This is a genomic window from Achromobacter sp. UBA5777, assembly GCF_002418565.1.
Taxonomy (GTDB): Bacteria; Pseudomonadota; Gammaproteobacteria; order Burkholderiales; family Burkholderiaceae_B; genus Achromobacter; species Achromobacter animicus.
This window is the reverse complement of the sequence record NZ_DIEJ01000159.1, coordinates 1-20,923: the sequence shown is the minus strand read 5'-3', so window position 1 is coordinate 20,923 and position 20,923 is coordinate 1. Positions and strand designations below refer to the sequence as shown.

General features: G+C 67.4%; 24 protein-coding genes and 1 pseudogene. 7 read left to right on the top strand and 18 right to left on the bottom strand.

The window, feature by feature from the left end; genetic code table 11:
- Both imuA and B3446_RS12375 read right to left on the bottom strand, forming a co-directional pair.
- Positions 1 to 510 (bottom strand): translesion DNA synthesis-associated protein ImuA (gene imuA, locus B3446_RS12380; RefSeq protein ID WP_291381358.1); only part of this gene is annotated, 510 nt, incomplete at its 3' end.
- Positions 511 to 630: 120 nt separating this feature from the next.
- Positions 631 to 2,124 carry an amino acid permease gene (locus tag B3446_RS12375; protein WP_291381356.1) on the bottom strand — a complete coding sequence of 498 codons (1,494 nt, stop codon included), beginning with the start codon at positions 2,122 to 2,124 and terminating at the stop codon, positions 631 to 633.
- A 197-nt stretch (positions 2,125 to 2,321) separates the two neighbouring features.
- On the opposite strand from B3446_RS12375, the gene ypfH reads away from it, so the two are divergent.
- Both ypfH and B3446_RS12365 read left to right on the top strand, forming a co-directional pair.
- The gene (gene ypfH / locus B3446_RS12370; RefSeq protein ID WP_191579474.1) at positions 2,322 to 3,026 is read left to right on the top strand and encodes an esterase; all 705 of its coding nucleotides are present in this window, start codon (positions 2,322 to 2,324) and stop codon (positions 3,024 to 3,026) included.
- A complete protein-coding gene (locus B3446_RS12365; RefSeq protein WP_291381354.1) occupies positions 3,026 to 3,850 on the top strand; it encodes an IclR family transcriptional regulator in 825 nt (274 codons plus the stop codon). The genes ypfH and B3446_RS12365 overlap by 1 nt, the downstream gene beginning before the upstream one ends.
- Before the next feature lie 91 nt (positions 3,851 to 3,941).
- Here B3446_RS12365 and B3446_RS12360 read toward each other — a convergent pair whose 3' ends face one another.
- From B3446_RS12360 to queE, 11 genes are all read right to left on the bottom strand, one after another.
- Positions 3,942 to 4,736 carry an SDR family NAD(P)-dependent oxidoreductase gene (locus tag B3446_RS12360; RefSeq protein WP_291381352.1) on the bottom strand — a complete coding sequence of 265 codons (795 nt, stop codon included), beginning with the start codon at positions 4,734 to 4,736 and terminating at the stop codon, positions 3,942 to 3,944.
- A gap of 1 nt (position 4,737) precedes the next feature.
- Positions 4,738 to 5,715: a Bug family tripartite tricarboxylate transporter substrate binding protein gene (locus B3446_RS12355; RefSeq protein WP_175121780.1), complete on the bottom strand. Its 978-nt coding sequence runs from the start codon at positions 5,713 to 5,715 to the stop codon at positions 4,738 to 4,740.
- A 59-nt stretch (positions 5,716 to 5,774) separates the two neighbouring features.
- Positions 5,775 to 7,499, bottom strand: coding sequence for a thiamine pyrophosphate-binding protein (locus tag B3446_RS12350; RefSeq protein WP_291381349.1), 1,725 nt, complete (start codon positions 7,497 to 7,499; stop codon positions 5,775 to 5,777).
- A 13-nt stretch (positions 7,500 to 7,512) separates the two neighbouring features.
- Positions 7,513 to 8,346, bottom strand: coding sequence for a hypothetical protein (locus B3446_RS12345; RefSeq protein WP_286898580.1), 834 nt, complete (start codon positions 8,344 to 8,346; stop codon positions 7,513 to 7,515).
- Between the two features lie 142 nt (positions 8,347 to 8,488).
- On the bottom strand, positions 8,489 to 9,925 hold the full coding sequence (locus tag B3446_RS12340) for an efflux transporter outer membrane subunit (protein WP_291381346.1): 1,437 nt from the start codon (positions 9,923 to 9,925) through the stop codon (positions 8,489 to 8,491).
- 67 nt (positions 9,926 to 9,992) lie between these two features.
- Complete coding sequence (locus tag B3446_RS12335; RefSeq protein WP_191579480.1) at positions 9,993 to 10,907, bottom strand: HlyD family secretion protein; 915 nt, start codon at positions 10,905 to 10,907, stop codon at positions 9,993 to 9,995.
- Positions 10,908 to 10,909: 2 nt separating this feature from the next.
- Positions 10,910 to 11,122: a DUF1656 domain-containing protein gene (locus B3446_RS12330; protein WP_175121775.1), complete on the bottom strand. Its 213-nt coding sequence runs from the start codon at positions 11,120 to 11,122 to the stop codon at positions 10,910 to 10,912.
- Positions 11,119 to 13,170 (bottom strand): FUSC family protein, encoded by a 2,052-nt coding sequence (locus B3446_RS12325; RefSeq protein ID WP_191579481.1) that lies wholly within the window; start codon positions 13,168 to 13,170, stop codon positions 11,119 to 11,121. The genes B3446_RS12330 and B3446_RS12325 overlap by 4 nt, the downstream gene beginning before the upstream one ends.
- Entirely contained in the window at positions 13,167 to 13,640 is a 474-nt protein-coding gene (locus tag B3446_RS12320; RefSeq protein WP_175121773.1) for a MarR family winged helix-turn-helix transcriptional regulator, read from the bottom strand. Before B3446_RS12320 ends, B3446_RS12325 begins: the two co-directional genes overlap by 4 nt.
- Positions 13,641 to 13,792: 152 nt before the next feature.
- Positions 13,793 to 14,236 (bottom strand): 6-carboxytetrahydropterin synthase QueD, encoded by a 444-nt coding sequence (gene queD, locus B3446_RS12315; RefSeq protein ID WP_291381342.1) that lies wholly within the window; start codon positions 14,234 to 14,236, stop codon positions 13,793 to 13,795.
- Between the two features lie 28 nt (positions 14,237 to 14,264).
- Complete coding sequence (queE, locus tag B3446_RS12310; RefSeq protein ID WP_291381340.1) at positions 14,265 to 14,897, bottom strand: 7-carboxy-7-deazaguanine synthase; 633 nt, start codon at positions 14,895 to 14,897, stop codon at positions 14,265 to 14,267.
- A 201-nt stretch (positions 14,898 to 15,098) separates the two neighbouring features.
- Here queE and arfB point away from each other — a divergent pair, with 201 nt between their 5' ends.
- From arfB to B3446_RS12290, 4 genes are all read left to right on the top strand, one after another.
- Positions 15,099 to 15,515, top strand: coding sequence for an alternative ribosome rescue aminoacyl-tRNA hydrolase ArfB (arfB, locus tag B3446_RS12305; RefSeq protein WP_175121770.1), 417 nt, complete (start codon positions 15,099 to 15,101; stop codon positions 15,513 to 15,515).
- Between the two features lie 8 nt (positions 15,516 to 15,523).
- Entirely contained in the window at positions 15,524 to 16,231 is a 708-nt protein-coding gene (locus B3446_RS12300) for a DUF2238 domain-containing protein (RefSeq protein WP_291381337.1), read from the top strand.
- A gap of 69 nt (positions 16,232 to 16,300) precedes the next feature.
- Positions 16,301 to 16,648: an ArsR/SmtB family transcription factor gene (locus B3446_RS12295; protein ID WP_291381335.1), complete on the top strand. Its 348-nt coding sequence runs from the start codon at positions 16,301 to 16,303 to the stop codon at positions 16,646 to 16,648.
- 51 nt (positions 16,649 to 16,699) lie between these two features.
- Positions 16,700 to 17,755 (top strand): alkene reductase, encoded by a 1,056-nt coding sequence (locus tag B3446_RS12290; RefSeq protein ID WP_191579484.1) that lies wholly within the window; start codon positions 16,700 to 16,702, stop codon positions 17,753 to 17,755.
- Positions 17,756 to 17,767: 12 nt separating this feature from the next.
- On the opposite strand, the gene B3446_RS12285 is transcribed toward B3446_RS12290, so the two are convergent.
- Positions 17,768 to 18,505 (bottom strand): type II CAAX prenyl endopeptidase Rce1 family protein, encoded by a 738-nt coding sequence (locus tag B3446_RS12285; protein WP_409558305.1) that lies wholly within the window; start codon positions 18,503 to 18,505, stop codon positions 17,768 to 17,770.
- Positions 18,498 to 18,791: a hypothetical protein gene (locus tag B3446_RS28585; RefSeq protein WP_409558306.1), complete on the bottom strand. Its 294-nt coding sequence runs from the start codon at positions 18,789 to 18,791 to the stop codon at positions 18,498 to 18,500. The genes B3446_RS12285 and B3446_RS28585 overlap by 8 nt, the downstream gene beginning before the upstream one ends.
- 101 nt (positions 18,792 to 18,892) lie before the next feature.
- On the opposite strand from B3446_RS28585, the gene B3446_RS12280 reads away from it, so the two are divergent.
- A complete protein-coding gene (locus B3446_RS12280; protein WP_291381333.1) occupies positions 18,893 to 19,267 on the top strand; it encodes an MAPEG family protein in 375 nt (124 codons plus the stop codon).
- A 61-nt stretch (positions 19,268 to 19,328) separates the two neighbouring features.
- Here the strand turns inward: B3446_RS12280 and B3446_RS12275 are convergent, their stop codons facing one another.
- From B3446_RS12275 to B3446_RS12265, 3 genes and pseudogenes are all read right to left on the bottom strand, one after another.
- Complete coding sequence (locus B3446_RS12275) at positions 19,329 to 19,763, bottom strand: carboxypeptidase-like regulatory domain-containing protein (protein ID WP_291381331.1); 435 nt, start codon at positions 19,761 to 19,763, stop codon at positions 19,329 to 19,331.
- A gap of 142 nt (positions 19,764 to 19,905) precedes the next feature.
- Positions 19,906 to 20,691, bottom strand: coding sequence for an NRDE family protein (locus B3446_RS12270; protein WP_291381329.1), 786 nt, complete (start codon positions 20,689 to 20,691; stop codon positions 19,906 to 19,908).
- Between the two features lie 3 nt (positions 20,692 to 20,694).
- A pseudogene (locus tag B3446_RS12265) lies at positions 20,695 to 20,923 on the bottom strand (FUSC family protein); the annotation flags it as partial.

Sequence of the window (20,923 nt, the reverse complement as noted above, 5' to 3'; positions counted from 1 at the left end):
CCGCAAGGCGGCGGGCGTGGCGGTCTGCGCGGCGCGGGACGGGCGCACGGCGATGAACAGCAGGTCGCTGGCCTGGGCGGCCAGATGCAGGCGGCGCAGGGATTCGGGGCGCACGTGGGGCAGCCAGCAGATCAGCGCGCCGCAACTGGCGTTTTTCAGGATCTGTTCGCTGGCCCATAGCGCGTCGACCGGCTTTTCGGGCGCCACCCACAGCAGTTGCCGGGGATCCAGCCGCCAGCTCATCCAGCTGGCGATGTGCGGCACGTGTGGCGGCTGCACCAGGGCAATGGGACGACGGGTTTCCAGTTGGGCCAGCGCGGGACGCAGCAGGCGGATTTCTCCGATGCCGGGATGGGGGGTGAGCAGTTCGACGAGCGATCCAAGCGGCCAGCCGTTATCCGGCAGTTCGGCCGACAGCGCCGCGTGCCCGGTTGGCAGGGTGCGTGCGGCGCCTTTGGCCAACTGCGTGGCGCGCCACAACGCGGGATGGATGTGTTCGGGGGACTGCATGGCGAAAGCGCCCGGTGCTCAATACCTGTATGAATGTACAGTATTGTACCGGGCTTTGCGCCGGGCGGACGTATCGAAAAGTGCCCCCGAATGTGTCCCCGAATGCGTCCCCGAAAAGTGCTAGAACCGCATGTCCTGGTACTTCACCCACCGCGAGCCGCGCAGCAGCCGGTGGCCGATCCACAGTCCCAGGAACAACGGAATGGCCAGATACGTCGACACCACGCCGATCCAGTCGATGCGTTCTTCAAGGAAAGCCTGATAGTTCTGTCCCAGCGTGACCACCAGGCACAGCACGAAGGCCAGCAGCGGCCCGAATGGAAAGAGTCCCGCCTTGTAGGGCAGGTCGGCCGTGTCGTAACCGTGCTTCACGTAGCCCTGCCGGAAACGGTAATGGCTGACCGCGATGCTCAGCCACACGATGAATTCCGTCATGCCCGCAAAATTGAGCAGCCAGATGTACACCGCCTTCGGGCTGTACACGACGCTGAACAGGCACAGGCACGCCAGCAGCGTCGTGGCCAGCAGCGCATACAGCGGCACGCCGCGCGGGCTCAAGCGCTTGAAGAGGGCGGGCGCCTGGCCCTCGGCCGCCATGTTGAACAGCATCCGCGTTGCCGCGTACATGCCCGAATTGCCGGCCGACAGCACCGAGGTCAGGATCACCGCGTTCATCACCGTGGCCGCCGACAGCAGGCCCGCGTGCTCGAACACCAGCGTGAAAGGGCTGACCGCGATGTCCTCGACCTCATTGCGCAGCAATTGCGGATCGGTGTAGGGCACCAAGAGGCCGATGATCAGGATGGCCAGCACATAGAACAGCAGGATGCGCCAGAACACGCTGTTGATCGCGCGCGGCACGTTGCGCCGGGGGTTTTCGGACTCGCCGGCCGCCACGCCCACCAGTTCGGTGCCCTGAAAGGAGTAGGCCACCACCATCGCCACGCCGACCCACGTCGCCGCGTTGCCCACGAAGGGCGCGTCGCCCACCTTCCAGTTGTCCAGACCCACCGGCCCGCCGCCGTGGATGATGCCGGCCAGCATCGCCACGCCCACCACGATGAAGCACAGCACCGCCACCACCTTGATGATGGCGAACCAGTATTCCGCTTCGCCAAAACTGCGCGCCGAGAAAGCGTTCAGCCCGAAGGTCAGTGCCAGAAACGCCACGCTCCATATCCAGCCTGGCGTGTCCGGCAGCCAGTACGCCATGACGAGCTGCGCCGCCACGACGTCCACCGCCACCACCGTGGCCCAGCTGACCCAGAAGTTCCAGCCCAGCGCAAAGCCGAAGCCCGGGTCCACGTAGCGCGACGCATAGGTGCAGAACGAGCCCGACACCGGCATGAAGGTGGCAAGCTCGCCCAGGCTGGTCATGATGAAGTACACCATCAGACCGATCACCAGGTAGACCATCAGCGCGCCGCCGGGGCCCGCCTGCGCGATGGCCGCGCCGGAAGCGACGAACAGGCCGGTGCCGATGGCCCCGCCCAGCGCTATCATCGTGAGGTGGCGTGCCTTGAGCACGCGGTGCAGCTGATTGGTGCCGGCGGTGTCGCCGTTAGTGTTGCAGACAGGCGCGGCGGCGCCCGAGTCGATGTTCGGTGTGTGCATGACAAGGCGTGTGGTGGCCGCCGCCGGGCATCGCCGGCGCTGGACATTGCCATCGGCGGGCGCCCGTCCTCGCGGGCAAGCGCGGGGCGGCGTGCAAAAAAGCCCGGCGTCATCGGTGCGATGCCAGGCGCGGCGCATTTTACAATGCGGCAATCGGGGCGCAGTCCCACCGTCCCAGGCCAGCACGGAGCAGCTTCATGGCGTCTTCCAGTTCTATCGAATTTCTTCCCGACCCCGGCGTCGACGTGCGCCAGCTCTTCATCCTGCTGCACGGCGTGGGCGGATCGCCCGCCAGCCTGGAACCCCTGGCCCAGGCGGTGCGCGCGGCCTTTCCGACGGCGGCCGTGCTGATCCCCGAAGGTTTCGAGGCCTTTGACGGCGGCGGGGCGGGCCGGCAGTGGTTCTCCGTGCGCGGCGTCACCGAAGACAACCGCGCCGAGCGCGTGGCCCAGGCCATGCCGCAGCTGGAAACCTACGTGCGCGAGGCGCAGGCGCGTTTCGGCCTGCTGCAGTCCGACACCGCGCTGGCCGGCTTTTCGCAGGGCGCCATCATGGCGCTGGAATTGGTGCAGGCGCACGACGGCATGGCCGGCCGCGTCATCGCGTTCTCGGGCCGCTATGCGCAACTGCCCAAGAACGCGCCGTTGTACACCACGATCCATCTCCTGCACGGCGCCGACGACGCGGTCATGAGCGTTTCGCAGGCGCAGGCCGCGCAGGCCCGCCTGGCCGAACTGCACGGCGACTCCACCATCGATATCGCGACCCACGTCGGCCACGAACTGCATCCCGCCCTGATCCAGCGCGCCATCGTCCGCCTGCAGACCTGCGTGCCGCTGCGCAGCTGGGAGGCCGCGCTGGGACTGAACCAGACGCCGCCGGACGGGACGACGGTGCATTGATGGCGGCATCTGCCACGACTGGCGCGAAAACCTCCGCGCCCGCGCAACAACGCGCGGCCGATGCCGTCGGCGGCGCGCAAAGCATCTTCCGCGTGCTGCGCATCCTTAAATACGTCGGCGCAGCGCCCGCGCGCGGCGTTGGTCTGACCGACGTCGTGCGTGACGTCGGTCTGACGCCGCCCACCGCGCACCGCATGCTGTCGGCCTTGCTGCAGGAAGGCTTCCTGTCGCTCAATCCGCGGCTCAAGACCTACAGCCTGGGCCGCGAGTCCTACATCCTGGGGCTGGCCGCCGAAAGCCGGCACGGCATCAAGGCCATCGCCGAATCCGCCGTGCTCCGGCTTGCGCAGTCCACGGGCGACACCAGCTTCCTGTCGGTGCGGTCGGGGCACGAAGCGGTTTGCGTGGACCGCAAGACGGGCGACTTTCCCATCAAGATCCTGACGCTGGAAGTCGGCCATCGCCGCCCGCTGGGCGTGGGGGCGGGCAGCCTGGCGCTGCTGGCGTTCCTGCCCAACGACGATATCGACCGCGTACTGGCGCGCTACGACGCCAGCGCCGCGCCCGATCTGCCGTCCACCGACATGCTGCGCGAAGACATCGCCGCCGCGCGCAAGCACGGCTACGCGCTCAACCCGGGCCGCATCATTCCCGACATGCTGGGGGTGGGCGTGCCGGTGTTTGACCGTGAACAGCACGTGGTGGCGGCGCTGAGCGTGGCGGCGATCCGTTCGCGCCTGTCCGGCGCGCGCCTCGCGGATGTGGTGGCTGCGTTGCAGCGGGCGGCTTCGGAATTGTCCGCGGACCTGGCCCCGCGCTTCTGATCGCTGCCGGGCGAACGGAAGTTCCGCGCCCGGCCCGTCAGGAAACGCCGCGCAGCCGGCGCCTCGGCGAAACGCCGCGCGCCCGCGCGCGTCAGCGCCCCGCGCAGGCCTTGCCCCCATCCACCGGCAGACACACCCCCGTGATGTACTTGGCCTCGTCGCTCGCCAGGAACAGCGCGGCATGCGCGACATCCCACGCATCCCCCATCCGCCCCATCGGACTGGCGGCATTGCGCCGCCGCCGCATTTCCTCGACATCGCCGAATTGCCCCGCAATCTGCTTGTAGATCAACGGCGTGTCGATGACGCCGGGCAGCACGGCGTTCACGCGGATATTGTCCGGCGCATAACGCACCGCCAGCGACCGCGTCAGATGGTTCAACCCCGCCTTGGCCGCGTAGTACGAGGTATACGGATACGAATTGACCTGGATCGAGGCCAGCGACGAAATGTTGACGATGCTGCCCGAGCGCTGCGCCAGCATGGTGGGCAGCACATGTTTGCAGGTCAGGAACACGCCGGTCAGGTTGGTGTCCAGCACGCGATGCCAGCTTTCCTCGCTGGCCTCGATGGGATCGCCCATTTCGGTGATGCCCACGTTGTTGTGCAGCACGTCGATGCGTCCGGCGGCCGCCAGCACGGCGGCGACCGCGGCCTGGATCTGCGCGGAGTCCGTCACGTCGGCGGTCAACGCCTGGCAACAGCCGCCTTCGGCTTCGATGATGGCGCAGGTTTCGCGCGCGGCGTCCTCCCTGACGTCCACCGCGAAGACCCGCGCGCCTTCACGCGCATACAGCGCCGCCGCGGCCTTGCCGTTGCCCCAGCCCGGCCCGGACGACCCCGCGCCAAACACCAGCGCCACCTTGTCCTTCAGCCGCTCGCCCATGTCATTCCGCCGAGATGTGGGCGAAGTCGGCCACCTTCTTCCACTTGGCCACGTCGTCCTGGATCATCGCGGCAAAGGCCTCGGGCTTGTCGGCGACCACGTACGCGCCAACACCCGCGTACTTGGCCTGCACGTCCTTGTCCGCCAGCGCCTTGCGGGACGCGTCGTTGAGCTTGGCCAGCACGTCCTTCGGCAGGCCGGCGGGGGCCAGCAGCCCGTTCCACATTTCCGCGTCGTAGTCCGGCAGGCCGACTTCAGCAAAGGTGGGCACGTCGGGCAATTGCGGCAGGCGCGATTTGGCGGCCACCACGATCGGGCGCAGGCTGCCCGACTGGATGTGCGCCATCGACGACGCGGCCGTATCCCACAGGATGGGCACCTGGCCGGCGATCACGTCATTGAGCGCGGGGCCGGTGCCGCGATACGGCACGTGCATCATGTCCAGCCCGGACAGCGACTTGTAGTACTCCATCGCCATGTGCGTGGCGCCGCCATTGCCCGACGAGGCATAGGAATACTTGCCGGGCGCGCCCTTGATCAAGGCGGTGAACGAGGCATAGTCCTTGGCCGGAAAGTTCTTGTTCACCACGATCACGCCCGGCACGCGGATGATCTGCGTGACCGGCGTGAAGTCCTTCACCGCGTCGTAGGGCAGGTTCTTGTACACGGCGGGGTTGGTGCCGTTGGTGCTGGACGTGCCCAGCAGAAGCGTATAACCGTCCGGCGCGGCCGAGGCCACGGCGCGGCTGCCGACGGTGCCGCCTGCGCCGCCCCGGTTTTCCACCACGACCGGCTGGCCGATCTGCTTGGCCAGCGCCTCGGCAAAGATGCGGCCGACCACGTCGGACGTGCCGCCGGGCGGGAAGGGCACGATCAGGCGGATGGGGCGGTCGGGGTAGGTGGCCTGCGCCGCGGCGGCGCCCGCCAGCGACAGCGTTGCAGCGGCGGCCGCCAGCTTGATCCAGGTTCTGCGCTTCATGATGGGTTGTCTCCTTGCTTGATTTTGTTGTGTCTTGAACCGGGTGTTGCGCGCCGCCGTCAGGCGATGCGGTCGCCCGGCTTGATCTTGGCGGCCCGGCTGTCCACGCCCGGCAGCATGTGCGCGGGGTCGCGCGTGACCACCACGTCCAGGATGGTGGGACGGTCCTTGCAGGCATATGCCTCTGCCAGCGCGGCGGGCAGCTCTGCGGGGTCTTCCACGCGGATGCCATTGCAGCCCAGCGCGCGCGCCACATTGGCGTAATTGGTGTCGACCAGGTCCGAAGACTGGTAGCTGCCCGCGCCGTACATCAGGTGCTGCAGCGCCTTGATGTACCCCGAGGCCGCGTTGTTGACCACCACGAGCGTAAAGGCCAGCTTCATGCGCACTGCGGTTTCCAGTTCGCCGAGCGACATGTTGCAACCGCCGTCACCCGTCAGGCTGACCACCTGGCGTCCCGGCGCCGCCGCGGCCGCGCCGATCGCGCCGGGGATGCCGTAGCCAATGGAGGCAAAGCCGCGATCCGGCACGAAGCCGCGGCCTGCGCGCTTGGTATCGAACAGCAGGCCGCCCCAGTGGGCCGCGAAGCCGCCGTCCGCGACCAGGATGCCGTCATCCGGCAGCGAGGCGTTGATCTCGTGCAGCAGCCGCGCCATGCCGACGGGCCGGTCGGCCGACGTCAGCTTGGCGTTCACGGATTCGCGCCACGCGTGCATGGCCTGGCCGACCTCGTCCACGTAGTCCTGGCGCGCGTGCGCGCCGTGGGCGGCCAGGCGCGCGTCCAGGTCTTCCAGCGTGGCGCGCACGTCGCCCCACAGCCGCAGGGCGGGCGTGGTGGTGCGGTCGAATTCCTCGGCCACGATGTCCAGATGGATGATCGGCGCGCCCGCGGCCAGCAGGTCGTAGCGGCGCGTCGCCACCTCGCCCAGCTTGCAACCGACGACAAACAGGCAGTCCGACTTGGCGATCAGGTCGTTGGCAATGCGGCTGTAGCGGGTGAACAGGCCCGCGTTCAGCGGATCGTTGCAGGCGATCGCGCCCTTGCCGCTCATGGTGTGGGCGACGGGGATGCCGAACTTGCGCGCGAAAGCCTGCACGGTCTCGGCGGCATCGCTGATGTGTACGCCGCCGCCGCACAGCATCAGCGGGCGGGCGGCGCCGGCCAGCATGCTGGCCGCTTGCGCCACGTCCTCGGCCGACGGCCGGCAGCGCAGGGCGGGCGAGCGCCGGTAGTTGGGGCTGGAATAAAAGTCGTCGGCGTCAAAGGCATGGATGGCGTGCGCGATGTCTTCGGGCACGTCCAGCACCACGGGGCCCGGACGCCCGCTGGTGGCCACGGCAAACGCGCGCCGCACCAGCTCGGGAATGCGCTCGACCATCTCCACGCGCAGCACGTCTTTCACGACCGGCCGCAGCACTTCCAGTTGCCGGGCTTCCTGCGTCATGTTCTTCCACGCGTGCATCCGGTGCGCGTCGCCGACCAGCGCCACCAGCGCCGTGCCGGCGTTGAATGCTTCGGCCAGGCCGGTCACCAGATTGGTCGCGCCCGGACCCAGCGTCGCGTCGCACACGCCGGGACGGCCGCTGACCTTGGTGTAGGCATCGGCCGCAAATACTGCGCAGCGCTCGTCGTTGATCAGGTTGTGATTCAGCTTCAGGCGGCGCGCCGCGTCATAGAACGGCAGCAGTTGAAAGCCGCCCATGCCGAACATCAGACCGACGTCGTGCGCCGCGAACATGCGGGCGATGGCTTCGCCGCCGGTGATTTCCAGTTTTTCGGACATGCGCATGATGCTCCTAGTAAGGGTCGCGCCCGCTCAGCAGGGCGTCGATGAAGGTTTTGAGCGGCGTGCCGACGCGGCAGCCCAGGTTTCGGGCGCGGGCGTTGGCAGAGGAAATGGTCCCTTCCTCGTAGCAGGAACGGGCGTCGCCGATGCGGGCGGTTTGCGCGGACACGGTCAAGGCGGCAATGCCGCGTTGGTCAAGCAAAGGCAGGCGCCCGATGCCGGCGCTGTCCTTGCCGATGCCCGCGTCGTTGAACGTGACGAGGCGGGGGGACGCGCGGACACCGTCCGATTGCAGGCCCGCCAGACGCTCCCCGTGCGAGGCCGTGATGGCGATGAGACCGTCGTCGCGGGAGTCGACCAGCGACACGGAGTCGGCGCCGATCACCAGCGGAGCGCCGTCCGTGCCTGTCTTGAATACAGTGCGGGATTCCTTGACGTCGGCGAGCGGACGGGCATTCAGCGACGCACGCGCCAGCCGCGAGGCGGCCTCGGCCACGGGCATACCCGCTTTGCAGCCCAGGTCTTGCGCCAGCGCGTTCACGAAGCTGATGACGCCGTGCCGCGCCATGTCCGCGCCATCGCCGATGCGGCAGCTTTGATAGCTTGCGGTGGCGGCGGGCACGCCCCACCGTTGCAGGTCGTCCAGGCCTGCAATGCCGGCACGCATCCAGCCCACGCCGGCGTCGTTCAGGACGACGGCCAGCACGCCACCGCGCGCCGCGCAGTAGGCGGCATAGCTCCCGCCATGCGACCCGGCGATCACGACGCGCCCGGCATCCTGCGGTGTGAGCTTGGTGATGCTGTCCAGCACGCGCGCGTCGCCGGCGCTTGCGGAATGTTCCATATTATGAATTGTCCCCGTCCTAGAGCATCGTGTCCGGTGTGACCGGACCGATGCTCTCGAATCGTCTGATGTAGTTATTAGCTTGGGACGATTCTAGGAGTGCGGGTTCGGGGAGATCAATGTCATCCCCATAATATGGAAATCAATTTTTGGGCGGCTCCTTCTCCCAGCCACCGCCCAATGCCAGGAACAACGCGATCTGGTCGCTGCTCAAATCCGCCTGCGATGCGGCCAGTGCGCTTTCATTGCTGGCCAGCGTGCGCTCTGCGTCCAGTACGGTCAGGTAATCCGTCTTGCCGTACTGGAACAGGCGGCGCGCCTGCGAGGCCGCTTCGGCGCTTTGGTCGCGGGCCGCGCGCAGGGCGGTGTCGCGGTCCAGCTGGCGGGCATAGACAACCAGCGCGCTTTCGGTTTCGCGCAAGGCGTTCAGCACGGCCGCGTCGAAACGCGCGGCCGCGGCCTTGGTGTTGGCTTCGGCTCCGGCGATGCGGGCCTGCGCGGCGCCGGTGTTGGGAACGGTCCACGAGATCAGCGGGCCCACGCTCCAGCTGAACGTGCCGCGATCGCCGAACATGGCGGCCGGGCCGCCCGAAGCGGCGGACAGGCCCAGCGTGATCTTCGGATACAGATCGGCCGTGGCCACGCCGATGCGGGCGGTGGAGGCGGCCAGCGTCCGTTCGGCCTGACGGATGTCGGGACGGCGGCGCAGCAGTTCGGCGCCGTCGCCGACGGGGATGGTTTCGGTCAGCTTGGGGGCGCTGGCGCATTGCAGCAGGGCTTGCGGAATCTGGCCCGGCGTCTGGCCGGTCAACGCAGCCAGACGGTACAGCGCGGTGCGCTGCTGCGCCTGGAACGGCGGCAGATTGGCCTGCAATTGTTCGAGCTGGCTGCGCGCCCGTGTGACGTCCAGCGCGGTGCCGCGCCCGGCGCGTTGCAGGCGGCTGACGGCGTCGACCGATTCCTTCTGCACCTGCACGGAATGCTGCGCCGAGGCAAGCTGCATGCCCGCCGCGCACATGTTGGCGTAGGCGCGCGCGGTCTCGGCCGCCACCGTGACGCGGGTGGCGTCGTACGCGGCCTGGGCGGCCTGCGCGTCGCCGGTGGAGGCTTCCACGGCGCGGCGGATCTGGCCGAAAAGGTCCAGCTGATACGACACGCTGGCGCCGGTGGAGTACGACCAGCGATTGGGCGGATCGATGCCGGGTTGCAGTTCCTGCAAGCCGGAAACGTGGCCGAACGTGGGCGAAGCATTGACGCCGATCGTCGGCTGTTGTTGCGCCTTCGTTTCCTGCACCGCGGCCTGCGCGCGTTCCAGATTGGCGCTGGCCACGCGCAGGTCGGTGTTGGCGGCCAGGGCCTTTTCGACCAGACCGTCCAGCACGGGGTCGTTGTACAGGCGCCACCAGTGGCCGGGGACTTCCTCTTGCCGATACACGCCGGCCTGCGCCTCCACAAAGGAGGATTGCGCGCTCGGCCGCTGGGAGACGGCCTCCGGCGGCACCTTGTAGTCGGGGCCCACGGAGGCGCATCCGGCCAGCGCGAGGGCCAGCGTCAGCGGAAGGAGAAGTCTGGTTTTCATGGCAGGTACGGCTTGGCGTCGATAAAGGTTTGAGGATTTCCGGAAAGTGGGTCGGAGCGCGCTGGCGTCAGGACGCGTGGGGCGCGGCGGCGGCGGTCTGGGCCGGGCGGTCGTCCACCGACACCGTGGCGGTCTGGCCGGCGACGAGGCGTACGCCTTCGGGCACCTCGTCGATCTTCACGCGCACCGGGATGCGCTGCGCAAGACGGACCCAGTTGAAGGTCGGGTTCACGTTGGGCAGCAGATTGGCGCCGGTGCTGCGGTCGCGGTCCGCGATGCCCATGGCAATGCTTTCGACATGGCCGCGGATGTGGCGCGGTTCGCCCATCAGCGTCACAGTGACGGGGTCGCCTTCGTGGATGCCGGGCAGCTTGGTTTCTTCAAAGTAGCCTTCGACGTAGAACGAACCGGCGTCCACCAGCGCCATCACGCCGTGGCCGGCGGTGGCGTAGGAACCGGCGCGCAGGTCCAGGTTGGTGATGCGGCCGTCGCTGGCGGCCACGACGCGGCTGCGTTCCAGATTCAGGCGCGCGGTGTTCAGTTGCACCTGCGCCTGCGCGAGCGCGGCTTCGGTCTGCTGCACCTTGGTCTGGCTTTGTTCCACCGCTTCGGCCGCGACAAGCTGGCCCAGCGAGCGGTTGCGCTTGGCGTCGCGCAGCGCCTGGTCGTGCGCGACCTGCTGCGAACGGACCGAGGCCTGCGCCTGGTCGAACGCCAGCTGGAAGCGGGCGCGATCGATTTCGAACAGCAGGTCGCCGGCCTTCACGTCCTGGTTGTCGTGCACGGGCACGCTGGTCACCAGGCCGGAGACGTCGGGCGCCACCTGCACCACATAGGCCTTGACGCGGCCATCGCGCGTCCAGGGCTCGACTTCATAGTGATCCCAAAGCTGCCAGCCGGCGTAAGCGGCGGCGGCGACGACGACGGCCGTCACTGCGAACTTGCCGATAGCAGCAGGGCGAAGGGCATTGGGGAGTTTCATACCTATCTCTGAAGAAAATATGGGGAAATGAGGGAGACGCCGTACAGCAGCACCACGAACAGCGCCAGATCAAACAGCGCGGGGTGCCACACCAGGCGGTACAGCCCGGCGCGCGCCAGCACGCGGCGCACGCCCCAGGCCACGGCCAGGGTGACGACGCCCAGCACGAGCAGCCAGGGGAAATAAATGCCGTAGAGATTGAATTCGCCAATCATGATGCTTGGCCCTCCAGGGTCGGATGGGCGGGTTGATAGTCGGGCGCGTCGGGAAAGAAGGCGCGGCGGATGCCGACCAGCGCCACCACGGCGCGGTCGCGCGCATGGGGGCCTTGCGGGGTGGCGGCCACGCTGCACAGCGCGCGGTCGATCTGCGCCAGGAATTCCGGCGTCTTGTCCTGCATGCGGCCGGACGAACGGATCTTGAAGAACTGCGCCAGGCTGTTCAGCACCGGCTGGATCGTGGGCTCGGCCATCGGCAGTTGGCGGCGGGCCCGCTGCAGCTCGGTGATGTCGCGGCCCACGCGCAGGTCCTTCAGCGCGTCGGCGGCCACCAGATCATCGGGCCGCTTGGCCAGCGCCAGGCGCGGTTGCAAGAGGCCGATGCGGTCGAGCATGCGAGCGGTGTACGTGTGACGCGACGGCGCGCGAGGCGAGCTGGCCAGCGTCGCCAATTCTTTCCAGTTGGCGGCCTGGATGCGGCGCGCGCTCCAGTCGACGCTGACGGTGCGGAAGATGGCGGCGATGATCGCGGCCGTGGCCACGCCCATGCACTGTGCGACCTGCGTATCGATGAACGACACGACGTCGGCGGTGTTCGTGTCCTGCAGCGCCATGGTGCCCAGGAACCCGAACAGCATGGCCATGGCCTTGCCGGTGCTGGCCGGGCGGGCAATGAACACGCCCAGCACGAAGGCGGTCGGCAGCATGGACAGCGCCAGCATCTCGAACGAATGGATGGCCGGCATGATGCCCAGCAGATACAGCGCCGACAGCGGAATGGAATACACCGTGTAGGTCAGGAACTGCATGATCCCGGGCACGGGATTGTCCTGCGACGCAAAGAAGCAGCTGAAGATCGCGGCCATCAGCGCGGCGGTGGCGCCGTTGCTCCAGGCCGTGCCGATCCAGAAGAGGCAGCAGACCGAAATCGCCAGCGCCGCGGCCAGCGCCGACAGCAGCGCCATGCCGTGGTCGCGGTGCAGCGCCGAGTTCGGATCGCGTGTCGTGCGCGGGGCGCGAACCGGCGCGCCTTGCAGCCCGGCCCGGATGTCGCGGCGCAGCGCCAGGCATTCGTCATAGGTGTCGATCAGCTCGCGCAGGCGCGCCATCAGGCTGGCCAGCAGCGCGTCGCGCCACGTGGAGCGGCTGTCGATGCCAGGCGTCAGCCGCGTCACGGCCGCGCGCAACTGGACGGCCGTTTCGTGCGAGGCCTGCGGGCCGGCGTTGATCCATTCCGAGATATCGGCGAGCAGGGACTGCACGGGTTCGGGCAGCGTCTGGCCATTGGCCTGCAAGGCGCGCATGCGGTCTTCGACGGCGGACACGGCCGGCGTCAGTGCCGCGATCTGGTCCTGCATGGCGCGCACGGCGCCCGCGGTCCAGCGCAGATTGCTGGTGTCGAAGGGAACGTGGGTGGATAAGAGGCGCAATTGCGTGATGTCGTTGGCCAGCTCGCGGCGGTCCTTGTCGCGCTGTTCGGCCGTCTTGCCGCTGAGCGTGTCGTGCATCCAGTTGCGCGCATCGCGCACGGCTTTGTCCAATTGCAGCGTCAGCGCGGGCGCGAGGCCGCGCGGCAGCACGATGCTGTGAATGAGCGTGGCGCACACGATGCCCAGGCTGATTTCCTCGACGCGGGCCAGCGCCGTGTCGAACACAAGGGAAGGGTCGGTCACGCTGGGAAAGCCGATCATCGCGGCGGTGTACCCCGCCAGCATGAACAGATAGGACCGCGGCGTGCGGTCCAGCACCGACATGTACAGGCAGGCGCCCACCCACAGCACCATCGCGCCGGTCATGATGACGGGCGAGTTCGACAGCCGCGGCACCATGTAAACGGTGGCCGCCGACCCGAAGAAGGTGCCGACCAGACGGTACAGCGCTTTGGAACGCACCGCGCCGGACCAGGGCTGTGCCACGACGTAGGCGGTGGTCATGGCCCAGAACGGACGCGGCAAACCAATGCTGTAAGCCAGATAGAGCGCCATGATGGCGCTCAGGTAGCTCTTGAGCGAGAAGATGGTTTCGCGGACGTTGGGCAGCTTCATGGCCGGGCGTCCTCTTGCGCACCGGCGCCGCTGCGGCCCAGCGACACCTTCATGGCGTCGAACACGCGCAGGCAGGCTTGCAGATCGGATTCGCTGACGTCGTGAAAGATGCGGCGGCGCAGTTCAACCAGCACGTCTTCGACCTGCGCGCGCAGCGCGTGGCCGGCTTCGGTCAGGTGCAGGGTGCGTGCGCGGCGATCGTGAGGGTCTTCGCGCCGTTCCATCAGGCCGGCGGCCACCAGTTGATCCAGCACGCGCACAAGGGAAGGGCCTTCCACACCCAAAGCTTCGGCCAGCGCGCCTTGGCGAACTCCGTCGCCAAGACGGCCGGCCAGAATGACGGGCCATGCAGTCGCTTGGGAAAGACCATAGTCGGCGAGCGCTTTATCGGCGGCGCCGCGGTAGGCGCGCGACAGCACCATCAGGTTGGCGGTGGTGGCCATGAGCTGGGAGTCGGATGGAGTAAGCATGAATTCGATTGTATCCTATCTATTAGCTTACTAATGATTGAAAATGGCGACTATCGCGATAGATTCTTTCAATTGGGAAGATGGCGGTGCGGTTTTCCGTAGGTGGAAAACTGAAGGCGGGCACGAGGCCCGCCTTCATACGCTATCGGGGATCAACCGTTGCAGTCGGCCCAGCAGTTCGGCGTTTCGTACAGCCGCACGCGCGCCAGGCGCAGTTCGGCGCCGTAATGGCCGTGGTATTGCGGCGCCAGCGTCTCGAAAACGATGGTGGCCAGGTTTTCAGCGGTGGGAATCCGATCCAGCACGACCGTCTTGTGGCCGGGCAGGGTATCCAGAAAGCCGCGCACGGCGTCATCGCCTTCATAGACGAGGAACGCGTGATCCCAGACGTCCACGATGTGCGTCTTGGCGATCTGCTTGATCTCGGAGAAGTCCATGACCATGCCGTTGTCGGACTCGCCGGGCGCTTGCACGATGTCACCCGTCAGGGTGATTTCCAGCACGTAGCGGTGGCCGTGCAGATTGCGGCACTGGCTGCGGTGGTCGGGGATGCGGTGGCCGGCGTCGAACTCTAGCCTGCGGGTCACGGAAATCATCGCGTGCTCCGCAAGGCGTGGGGGTAAATCATGGAATGCCTATGTATTTGTGGGTTTGCAGGCTGAGCCGCCATTGCGGATGCTGCATGCAGTATTGGACGGCCTGCTCGGTGTTGGCTGCGCGCGCCGGTCCGTCCATGGGTTGCAGGAAGAAATGCTCGAAATCCAGATGCGCGAATGCGTCGGGCAGGGCGTTGAGCTGCGGATAGACCAGCTTGAGCTCATTGCCGCGTTCGATCACGACCGGGGCCGTGCCCTTGGGGCTGACGCAGATCCAGTCGATGCCAGCGGGCGGTTTGATCGTGCCGTTGGTTTCGATGGCGACGGTAAAGCCGCGGGCGTGAATGGCGTCGAGCAGCGGCGCGTCCAGTTGCAGCAGCGGCTCGCCGCCCGTAAAGACAACGTAGCGGTTGCCGGTGTCGGGGCCCCAGGCTGCGGTAATGGCGTCGGCCAACAATTCGGCCGTGGCGAACTTGCCGCCGCCGTCGCCGTCGGTGCCGATGAAGTCGGTGTCGCAGAAGGTGCAGGCGGCGCTGGCACGGTCGCTTTCGCGGCCGGTCCACAGATTACAGCCCGCAAACCGGCAGAATACCGCCGCGCGGCCTGCGTGGGCGCCTTCGCCTTGCAGGGTCTTGAAGATTTCTTTGGCGGAGTAAGTCATAGGAGATGCGGGCGGCAGGGCGCCACGGAATTCGAGCAAAAGCGCACTATTTTACTTGGCGCGGCCGATATCCGCCGAAAGACCCTGCAAGACAGGTCCGCCGCCGGGCGGCGCATGGCCGCTGTATGGCGCCAAGCCCCGGATCCAGCGGTTTCAACCGCCGGGTGCAGGAAGCCGGCCAGCCCTGTAGACTTCCCGCCTATGTTTCACGTCCAAGATTCGCTTTTCATCGACGAGCGCGACCTGACCTTCACCATGATTCGCGCCCAGGGCGCGGGCGGGCAGAACGTCAACAAGGTGTCCAGCGCCGTCCACCTGCGCTTCGATGTGCGCGCTTCCCGCCTGCCGCCCGAGGTGCAGGATGCGTTGTGCGCCGTCAACGATCATCGCATCTCGAAAGAGGGCGTGATCGTCATCAAATCGCAATCCTTCCGCAGCCAGGAAAAGAACCGTGCCGAGGCCATCGAACGGCTGGTGGGCATGGTGCGCTCGGCCATTCAGGTCGACAAGCCGCGCCGTCCCACCAAGCCGACGCGCTCGTCGCAACGCCGCCGCGTGCAGCGCAAGGTGCTGCATGGCGAGGTCAAGCGGCTGCGCGGCCGGGTACAGGGCGACTAGGACGCATCATGGCCGACGCGCGCCGCCGCTATCTGGCCACGCTGGCCGGCGTGTTCGCCGTCATCTGGGTGGCGCTGGCCATCAATCCGCACGACCGCTCGGCCTGGGCGCTGGAGAACGCGCTGGTGCTGGGCCTGGGCGCCGTGCTGTTTGCCACGCGGCGGGCGTTCGTGTTTTCGCGGGTGTCATACACGCTGATCTTTTTGTTCCTGTGCTTGCACACAGTGGGCGCGCACTACACGTATTCGCTCGTGCCGTATGACGACTGGTGGCGCGCGTTGACCGGCCGCAGCCTGAACAGCGTGCTGGGATGGGAACGCAATAATTTCGACCGCGTCGTGCACTTTTCGTACGGGCTGCTGCTGGCCTATCCGATCCGCGAGATCTTCCTGCGCGTGGCCGAGGTGCGCGGCTTCTGGGCGTACTTTTTGCCGATGGACGTGACGCTGTCGACGTCGGCGCTCTATGAACTGATCGAGTGGGGCGCCGCGGAGTTCTTTGGCGGCGACCTGGGCGCGGCCTACCTGGGCACGCAAGGCGATATCTGGGACGCGCAGAAAGACATGGCGCTGGCAGCGCTGGGCGCGGTGATTGCCATGGCCATCACGGCGCTGGTCAACTGGAAGGCTCAGCGCGACCTTGCCCGCGACTGGGCCGATAGCTTAAAACCAGCGCGCCAGCCGCCGGAACGCCGGCCGGAATCCCCAAATCCTTGATTGCAACAGGGGCATAACGATATATCGGATAAATCCGATATATGATTCGATAAATTGCGATATACCAATATGACCGCAACTTCCTCACCCTCCGACCAGAACGCCGCGCAACCCCCGATCGACGCCGACGCCATCCTCAAGGCGCTGGCCAATCCGGTTCGCCGCGACATCCTGGCCTGGCTGAAGACGCCGCATGCGTATTTCGAGGAGCGTCCGGGCCACACCTTCGAACACGGGGTGTGCGCGGGCCACATCGATGATCGCTGCGGTCTGTCCCAGTCGACGGTCTCGTCGCATCTGGCCGTGTTGCAGCGCGCCGGCCTGATTTCGGCGACCAAGGTGGGGCAGTGGGTCTTTTTCCGTCGCAATGAACCCGTGATTGCCGCGTTTCTGCGGCAGTTGAATCTGGATATGTAGCCCGTCTGCCATACCCGCAAGCGCCCCATTGCCGGGACGAAAGGATTTTGCATGAACCCCCTGTTTGAACCGCTGAAAGTCGGCGACCTGACCCTGCGCAACCGCGTCGTGATGGCGCCGCTGACGCGCCAACGCGCCAGCGCCGGCCGCGTGCCGAACGACCTGATGGTCGAGTATTACACCCAGCGTTCGGGCGCCGGCCTGATCCTGACGGAAGCCACGGCGGTCACGCCGCAGGGCGTGGGCTACGCCGACACGCCGGGGCTGTGGTCGCCGGAGCAAGTCAAGGGGTGGCGCAAGGTGGTTGACGCCGTGCACGGCAAGGGCAGCCTGATCGTCGCGCAGCTCTGGCACGTGGGCCGCATTTCCGACCCGATGTTCCTGGACGGCGAACTGCCGGTCGCGCCCAGCGCCATCGCCGCAAAGGGCCACGTCAGCCATGTGCGCCCCAAGCGCGAATACGTGACGCCACGCGCGCTGGAAACCGAAGAGATCCCCGGCGTGGTCGACGCCTACCGCCACGGCGCGAAGATGGCGAAGGAGGCGGGTTTTGACGGCGTTGAGGTGCATGCCGCCAACGGCTATCTGCTGGATCAGTTCCTGCAGGACAGCACCAACCACCGCACGGACCAATACGGCGGTTCCATCGAAAACCGCGCGCGCCTGCTGCTGGAAGTGGTGGACGCCTGCGTGGCAGTCTGGGGCGCGGGCCGCGTCGGCGTGCATCTGTCGCCGCGCGCCGATGCCCACGACATGGGTGATTCGGATCTGCCGGGCCTGTTCGGCTACGTGGCGCGCGAACTGGGCAAGCGCGGCATCGCGTTCATTTGCGCCCGCGAACACGAAGCGCCCGACAGCCTGGCGCCGATGATCAAGGCCGAGTTCGGCGGCGTTTATATCGGCAACGAAGGCTACACGCGCGACACCGCCGAGGCCGCCATCGCGGCCGGCAAGGTCGACGCCGTGGCGTTTGGCGTGCCGTACATCGCCACGCCCGACCTGGCCGAGCGCCTGGCGCGCAAGGCCCCGCTGAATACGCCGAACCCGGCTACCTTCTACGCCTCGGGTCCTGAAGGGTATACGGACTATCCGGCGCTGGCGGCCTGAAGCGCCGGCCTTTCAGAACGCGGCGCGCATCGGATAGGTAAACAATCCGAAGTGCGCCGCGTTCAAGCCCAGATGCGCCAGCACGGCGGCGCCCAAACCGCCGTAATGATAGGCCGCGCCATACGCCGCGCCCGCCAGGCCAGCGAGCAGCATCCACTGCCAACCGCCCGCGTAATGGGCCAATCCGAACAGCACGGCCGCCACGGCCACCGCCGCCCACGCGCCCCACGCGCGATGGCGCCACCACCGCGCCAGACGTTGCTGCACATAACCTCGGAACAGCGCCTCTTCCGCCAGGGTCACCAGCAAGGCGTTGTTGATCAGCCAGATCCAGCCTGACGCCGGCCACTTCGGCGCCCACGCCACCACGCCCAGCGCCAGCGCGAATCCCAGGCAGGCCGCCACCGCGGCTGCGCATGCGAGGATCGCCGACTGCACCGTCAGGCGCGCATGGGTTGCGGTCATGGGCGGCGCCAAGACCAGCACCACCCAGAATCCCACGAGCGGTTTATCCAGGTTCAGGTACATGCTGAAGGGAATCGCGTCCGGACTGAGCGGGGCGGGATCAATCACGCGCAGGTTGTGAAACCCGGGCAGCAGATGTGCAAAGAGCAGCACGGCCAGGATCACGAAGAGTCCGTGCCCGGCCATGCGCGCGGCCGGCCCGGCGTCGGATCGCACCAGCGCCGCGGCAACCAGCAGCAGCGCGGGCCATGCGAGCGCAACGAGGTCGATCGATCCGTCAGCCAATGCCCACGCCCATGTCACCGCCAGCGGGGCAAGCGCCCAGCGGCGTGTGCGGCCATAGCAAGGCGGCGGCCAGGAACAGGGCAAACCAGGGCATGACAGGCAGCATCGACGGGCGGGCGGCAATCGCAAAGGACCGAGTGTAAGCGCGGTCTTCGACAACCTTGGCGCTTTTGACGCCGGCGGGTTTGATGCGGCTGACACCAACGCCAGCGGTGCCACTCGTGCCGCCGGAGTTGCCGGAGTCAATCGTGCCGCCCGTCCCGCCGGAGCCGCCGGAGCCGCCCACCGCGCCTTTGCCTTCCCCCGCTTTTCAGGCGACCATGCGGCAGCGGCGGCACATGCCCCGCGCGTCCGGCGGGCATCAAGCCGCCAGCAATGGAGTCAGGAATGAAGACAATCGCGTGGTTGATGTTGGCGGCGGCGCTGCTGCCGTTCGTGTCCACGATCATCGCCAAGGCAGGCGGCAAGAAATTCGACAACAACGATCCGCGGGCCTGGCTGGCCCGGCAGGAGGGGTGGCGCGCGCGGGCCAACGCCGCACAGGTCAACACGTTTGAGGCGTTGCCGTTCTTCTACGCCGCCGTGTTGTTCGCGCTGTACAACCAAGCGTCCCCGTCGCACGTCGCCACGTTGATGGCGTGCTGGCAGGGCACGCGGCTGGGCTATCTCGCGATGTACCTGGCCAACTGGGGCGCGCTGCGCTCGCTGGTCTGGACGGCGGGCGTGGGGTTTGTCATTGCGATCCTGTTCGCGGGCGTCTGACGCGTCCGGCGCCTTTGAACAGGATAGGGGGCGCGGCCGTATCAGCCGCGCCTCAGTGCCATCACTTCCACTCGAACATGGCGCGCGCGGTGCCCGAGCCTTGCACGGTGACCTCGCGCTCCTGTGCCTTGCCATCAAACGTGGCCGAGATGCGGTAGTTGCCCGCCGGCAGCTTCACCAGCATGTAGGGACCCTGCGCGGTCGTCTGCAGCACGGCCTTGCCCTGCGCATCCCGGATCGCGACGGTCACGTCGGCGACGTAATCGGCCTTGCCGCCGCGTTGCGCGGCAAAGGTCAGCGCCAGCGGATAACTGCTGGACGCGGCTTTCATGGATTCGGATTCGTCGATGCCGATGCCGCCGCTGACATATTCGATAGATCCCTGGTGCTGCACGGGCGGCATGGCCGCTTGGGCGGTGGACAGGACACCCGCTAAAGCGATGGTGCCCAGGGTCATGGCGGCGGCGATCGTGCAGCGTTCAAAACGTTTGTTCATGGAGTTCTCCTGCAGAAAAACCGGCGTGGCAGCGCGTTGTGGCTGCCTGCGCCAGTAGCTTGCAACCATTCGACGTGCGCGCGCAAGGCGAGTTCGCGTCCGTCCGCCTCGGAAATCAACCGTTTGTATCAGGCGCCGCGCATCACACGCCGCCGCCGGCCGCCTGCCAGGAAAACGTCAGGTGGCTGACGCCGCTGACCGAGCCGTCCGGGGCGAACCGCCGTTCCTCCAGTTCGCCGGCGCCGTCGCCGTGCAGCGCCATGACGCTGGAACTGCGCGTGCCATATTCCGGGCTGACGATGAACGGGCTGCTCAAGAGGCGTTCGCGCGCCAAGGGCAGGCCGGTGGCCGGCAGGTCGGCGTCGTCCGCCGGGCTGCGGTCGCCAAGCGCGGTAAACAGCGCGGGCAGGTCTGGCTGCGACGGATGCTCCAGCACGGCCGAGAACGCCGCCTTCGTGCGCGCCAGTTTGGGCCAGGGCGTGTCCAGCAGATGGTTGGACAGGGCGTAGATGCCGGGCTCCAACGCGCGCGGCCCGCCGTCGCGATTGCTCAGATACCACACCTGCCGCGCGTCGCCCACGATCAGATTGAAGCCGTTGTACGCCTGTTCCATGGCGTGCACCGTCTCAAGGTAGGCCTGCGGCGTCATGTCGCCGCGCAGAAAGTCCTCGACCAGCGCGCCGCGCGAAGGGGCGTTGTCCAGGTGCCGGCCGGGCTCGCGGAAGTTGGTGACCAAGGCATAGCGCCCCTGAACGGTTGCGCCCATCCAGGTGCCGCCCGCCTGACCATCGCGCCCGGCGTAGAGGGCCGGCGCGTCGGGCCATTGCGCCGCGGGAAGGGTGGGACGCGCATGGAATTCGTCGCGGTTCGCGGCGATCAGCACGGGGATGCCGGGCAGCGTATGCAGGGCCAGTACGGCAAGACACATGATTCAGACCTGATGAAGGGGGGAAGGGGCGGCGGGGCGGCCGGGCGTTGCCGTGAAATCGGGGCCGGCCAGCGTGACGCGCAGGGATTCGATTTCGGCGGCAACGTCTCGCAGCGCCGGCGATGGCGCCACGATGGGGGCGGCGGGCACGGGCAGGCCTTGTTCGACCGCGGCGGCAATGCTGTCCAGCGCGGCGGCCAATTGGGCGACCTGCGCGGCGGCGGGCGCGTCC

Excerpts from the sequence above, each read along its gene's own strand:
- B3446_RS12275 (WP_291381331.1), bottom strand. The coding sequence starts at position 19,763 with ATGAACAAACGTTTTGAACGCTGCACGATCGCCGCCGCCATGACCCTG.
- B3446_RS12355 (WP_175121780.1), bottom strand. The coding sequence starts at position 5,715 with ATGAAGCGCAGAACCTGGATCAAGCTGGCGGCCGCCGCTGCAACGCTG.
- B3446_RS12345 (WP_286898580.1), bottom strand. The coding sequence starts at position 8,346 with ATGGAACATTCCGCAAGCGCCGGCGACGCGCGCGTGCTGGACAGCATC.
- B3446_RS12330 (WP_175121775.1), bottom strand. The coding sequence starts at position 11,122 with ATGATTGGCGAATTCAATCTCTACGGCATTTATTTCCCCTGGCTGCTC.
- B3446_RS12290 (WP_191579484.1), top strand. The coding sequence starts at position 16,700 with ATGAACCCCCTGTTTGAACCGCTGAAAGTCGGCGACCTGACCCTGCGC.
- B3446_RS12335 (WP_191579480.1), bottom strand. The coding sequence starts at position 10,907 with ATGAAACTCCCCAATGCCCTTCGCCCTGCTGCTATCGGCAAGTTCGCA.
- B3446_RS12280 (WP_291381333.1), top strand. The coding sequence starts at position 18,893 with ATGAAGACAATCGCGTGGTTGATGTTGGCGGCGGCGCTGCTGCCGTTC.
- queD (WP_291381342.1), bottom strand. The coding sequence starts at position 14,236 with ATGATTTCCGTGACCCGCAGGCTAGAGTTCGACGCCGGCCACCGCATC.
- B3446_RS12365 (WP_291381354.1), top strand. The coding sequence starts at position 3,026 with ATGGCGGCATCTGCCACGACTGGCGCGAAAACCTCCGCGCCCGCGCAA.
- B3446_RS12320 (WP_175121773.1), bottom strand. The coding sequence starts at position 13,640 with ATGCTTACTCCATCCGACTCCCAGCTCATGGCCACCACCGCCAACCTG.
- B3446_RS12375 (WP_291381356.1), bottom strand. The coding sequence starts at position 2,124 with ATGCACACACCGAACATCGACTCGGGCGCCGCCGCGCCTGTCTGCAAC.
- B3446_RS12295 (WP_291381335.1), top strand. The coding sequence starts at position 16,301 with ATGACCGCAACTTCCTCACCCTCCGACCAGAACGCCGCGCAACCCCCG.
- B3446_RS12340 (WP_291381346.1), bottom strand. The coding sequence starts at position 9,925 with ATGAAAACCAGACTTCTCCTTCCGCTGACGCTGGCCCTCGCGCTGGCC.
- arfB (WP_175121770.1), top strand. The coding sequence starts at position 15,099 with ATGTTTCACGTCCAAGATTCGCTTTTCATCGACGAGCGCGACCTGACC.
- ypfH (WP_191579474.1), top strand. The coding sequence starts at position 2,322 with ATGGCGTCTTCCAGTTCTATCGAATTTCTTCCCGACCCCGGCGTCGAC.
- B3446_RS12325 (WP_191579481.1), bottom strand. The coding sequence starts at position 13,170 with ATGAAGCTGCCCAACGTCCGCGAAACCATCTTCTCGCTCAAGAGCTAC.
- queE (WP_291381340.1), bottom strand. The coding sequence starts at position 14,897 with ATGACTTACTCCGCCAAAGAAATCTTCAAGACCCTGCAAGGCGAAGGC.
- B3446_RS12270 (WP_291381329.1), bottom strand. The coding sequence starts at position 20,691 with ATGTGTCTTGCCGTACTGGCCCTGCATACGCTGCCCGGCATCCCCGTG.
- B3446_RS12350 (WP_291381349.1), bottom strand. The coding sequence starts at position 7,499 with ATGTCCGAAAAACTGGAAATCACCGGCGGCGAAGCCATCGCCCGCATG.
- B3446_RS12300 (WP_291381337.1), top strand. The coding sequence starts at position 15,524 with ATGGCCGACGCGCGCCGCCGCTATCTGGCCACGCTGGCCGGCGTGTTC.
- B3446_RS12360 (WP_291381352.1), bottom strand. The coding sequence starts at position 4,736 with ATGGGCGAGCGGCTGAAGGACAAGGTGGCGCTGGTGTTTGGCGCGGGG.